Annotated in this window: 3 protein-coding genes; all 3 read left to right on the top strand. The window is 35.9% G+C overall.

Annotation, left to right across the window (positions count from 1 at the left end; all coding sequences use genetic code 11):
• The first annotated feature begins 210 nt into the window (after positions 1–210).
• Positions 211–552, top strand: coding sequence for a helix-turn-helix domain-containing protein (locus DBR11_RS03990; protein ID WP_108550324.1), 342 nt, complete (start codon positions 211–213; stop codon positions 550–552).
• A 658-nt stretch (positions 553–1,210) separates the two neighbouring features.
• Positions 1,211–2,065 carry a vWA domain-containing protein gene (locus DBR11_RS03985; protein WP_146186451.1) on the top strand — a complete coding sequence of 285 codons (855 nt, stop codon included), beginning with the start codon at positions 1,211–1,213 and terminating at the stop codon, positions 2,063–2,065.
• A 10-nt stretch (positions 2,066–2,075) separates the two neighbouring features.
• On the top strand, positions 2,076–2,818 hold a 743-nt coding region (locus tag DBR11_RS03980), incomplete at its 3' end, for a hypothetical protein (protein ID WP_199233752.1).

The raw sequence follows: 2,818 nt of genomic DNA, 5'->3' as shown, positions 1-2,818 counted from the left end.
CTAAAATTAACGGAATGAGCATCTCAAACTCACGTAATCGTCGGGAATCTGCCAGGGGAGACCCGGTTGAAAGGAAAACAGAGGGTTATCCCTGTAAAACTTGGAAGTAGCCTTAAAACTGGCAAAAAGAGGAAGGTCAATACCTGCTGCAGAAGGTTAGTCCTTTTTCTCCCTTAACAGAATTATTATTCATTTAAAACACAAAAAATCATGAAAACAATCTCAAAAAACATCAAGTTCCTCCGTCAAAAAATGGGATGGAGGCAACGTGAAGTAGCGGAGCTACTTAAAATTTCTATTCCAGCATATTCGAAAATAGAAACGGGGGTAACGGATGTCAATACCAATAGGCTTCGTCAAATTGCAGATCTTTTTAAAGTATCTATTGTTGATATGTTTTCCAGTGACTTTACAGGACTCAAATCAGAGGATACTTTGAAAATTGAAGAATTGAGTGAGAAGTTACATCAAAGAGAAAGCTTGTTAGTAGATCTTCAAATGAAGTTGTTGCAGTATTATGAGAAGAAGCCAACAGTCATCAACATCGGGTAATTTCCTGAGAACCCACCATGACTGCTCGATTAGAGCGGTTGTGGTGGGTGGAGACTGATTTGGATTTTTGCTTAACAATGCATGTGAGCATATGACTTATAAATCTTTCAAAAAAAGTTTGGTTAGAGTAGAAGACTTAGAACCTTTGACTTCAGCCCCAAGGCTAAAATTGCTAAGCCTTTTTCCAATTACTTGTAATGTGATGGAATAATAACCTATCACCACCTGACCAAATTTTGACGTATAATGGTGAAATTGTGGTATTTATTGATAATGATATTTTAGATAAAAGAAATGTATAGCTCGGTCAATCAAGGATATCGAACCGTTTTAGATAATTGAAGTAAATACCCTGTTAAACTTTTGATTCGAGCCCAGTTTGAGTATCCTTCATGGGACAAAGTATTTAAATGAGATTTTTTCCCTTTTTTAAGTCTATAATTCTTTGTTTTTAGAGATATTAACTCGGTTGCCCGATTGAGTTTTCCGGTTCGACATGCCGCCTATGTAGGTTATTTTTTCAGGGAACAAAATGCTACTAGGTGTCTTTTTGCCTCTATAGTAGCTGAATCAGTTTTATTTTGGAATCTCAATTTAGATTCCAAGCAAGATTATACGTATGTTTGAATCTTATATCAGTAAGTAGCTTTTTTATAAGATGAATAACTATTCTAAACAATGGAGCACGGCGACACCTGGCTATTTGATCTTCTTAATTGATCAATCTTCGTCAATGGGGAATGAATGGGCGGACGAGAAAACTTTTGCTGACTATACAGCCGAAGTAATAAATAAAACAATTAATGAATTAATCGCTACTAATGCAGCTGGTGAAACAGTAAAGAACAGAGTATTTATTTCACTCATAGGTTACGGTGGAGCTAGTATTAAGGATCTCAGGTCAGATTATCTCAGCGAATATGCTGAATCGCCATTGAGAATTGACACAGTAACAAAGAGAGTAAAAGATGGAGTTGGTGGTTTTTTTGACATGGAAATTGAAGTACCTATTTTTATTGAGCCATCTGCCTCTGGAATTACTCCAATGGCGGGAGCTTTTGAATTTGCCAAAAAGTTAATTGATAAATGGATTTCTGTAAAAAATGACAATCCAGTTCCAGTAATTATCAATGTCTCGGATGGTAGACCTGATGGTGGAAATCCTGAAGCATCAAAAGCGGAAACAATAAATACAATAACTGCCGCAACCGAGATAATGAATCTTGAAACTTTGGACGGCAACCCTCTAATATTTAATGTCCATATTGCTAAAAATCAAGAGGAAATTCAATTCCCTGAAAACACCGAAGAGCTTGTGGGGGATGAGATGTCTAAATTTTTATTCAAAATTTCAAGTAAAGTTCCCGAGGTATATAAACGCGCGGCTAAAAACTTAGATATGGATAGTTTGAAGGCCAATTCTAAAGGTTTCATTTCAAACGCATCTCCGGAATCGCTCATCAAATTTATAAATTTTGGATCATCTGGCGGTTTAAACAGAGCTTCTTTTTAATGTGTACATAATGAAAATCTCCATCAAAGGATTTATTTATCATAAAGAAGCAGAAACATTTGATGACTGCTTTGATCGTTATGGTGTCAATTCAGCTACCAATAAGTTTTGCGTGTCTGATGGTGTTTCAAAATCTTTCTTTCCAGGATTATGGGCAGAAATTTTGGTTGAGTCTTTTCTAAAAACCAAAGGGCGAGTAAATATTGATTCCAAAGATACCATCAAATTGTTGCAAGGTGACTGGGAGAGAAAAATTATTGACATTGTAAACCGGCCTAATCAAAAATACTACGTCCGAAATTTTTTTGCACAGGGACGTTCAGCGGCAGCGACATTCGTAGGCTTAAATTTTTTTGAAGAAAATTCAAATTTGAAATGGGAGTCCTTCGCTTTGGGAGATAGCTTTCTTTTTTTCGTTCCTCGACATACCATCAATATTTCAGAAAATTTTTCTGACGTAATACATCTATCATCAAAAAAAGATTTTGAATTTGATAATTTCCCTGACTATTTTGATAGTCGGGAGAGTTTAGGAAGAGGGAAAATTAGACAAATAAAACATGAACTAGAAGAGGGGGTGTTTTATTTAATGACTGATGCTCTTTCTGAATGGTTTATTGAACACAAGCAGAGCGCAGTCGATGAAATTCGTAGCTGGAAATCCCAGGAAATATATGAAAACAGGATCACTGAACTGCGAAAAAGCGGTCTTCAAAATGATGATTCCGCTATACTGGTTATAGAATTAGAAAA

The organism is Pedobacter sp. HMWF019 (assembly GCF_003061025.1).
Classification (GTDB): Bacteria; Bacteroidota; Bacteroidia; order Sphingobacteriales; family Sphingobacteriaceae; genus Pedobacter.
The sequence above is the reverse complement of the archived record's forward strand: the minus strand, read 5'-3'. Positions and strand labels throughout refer to the sequence as shown.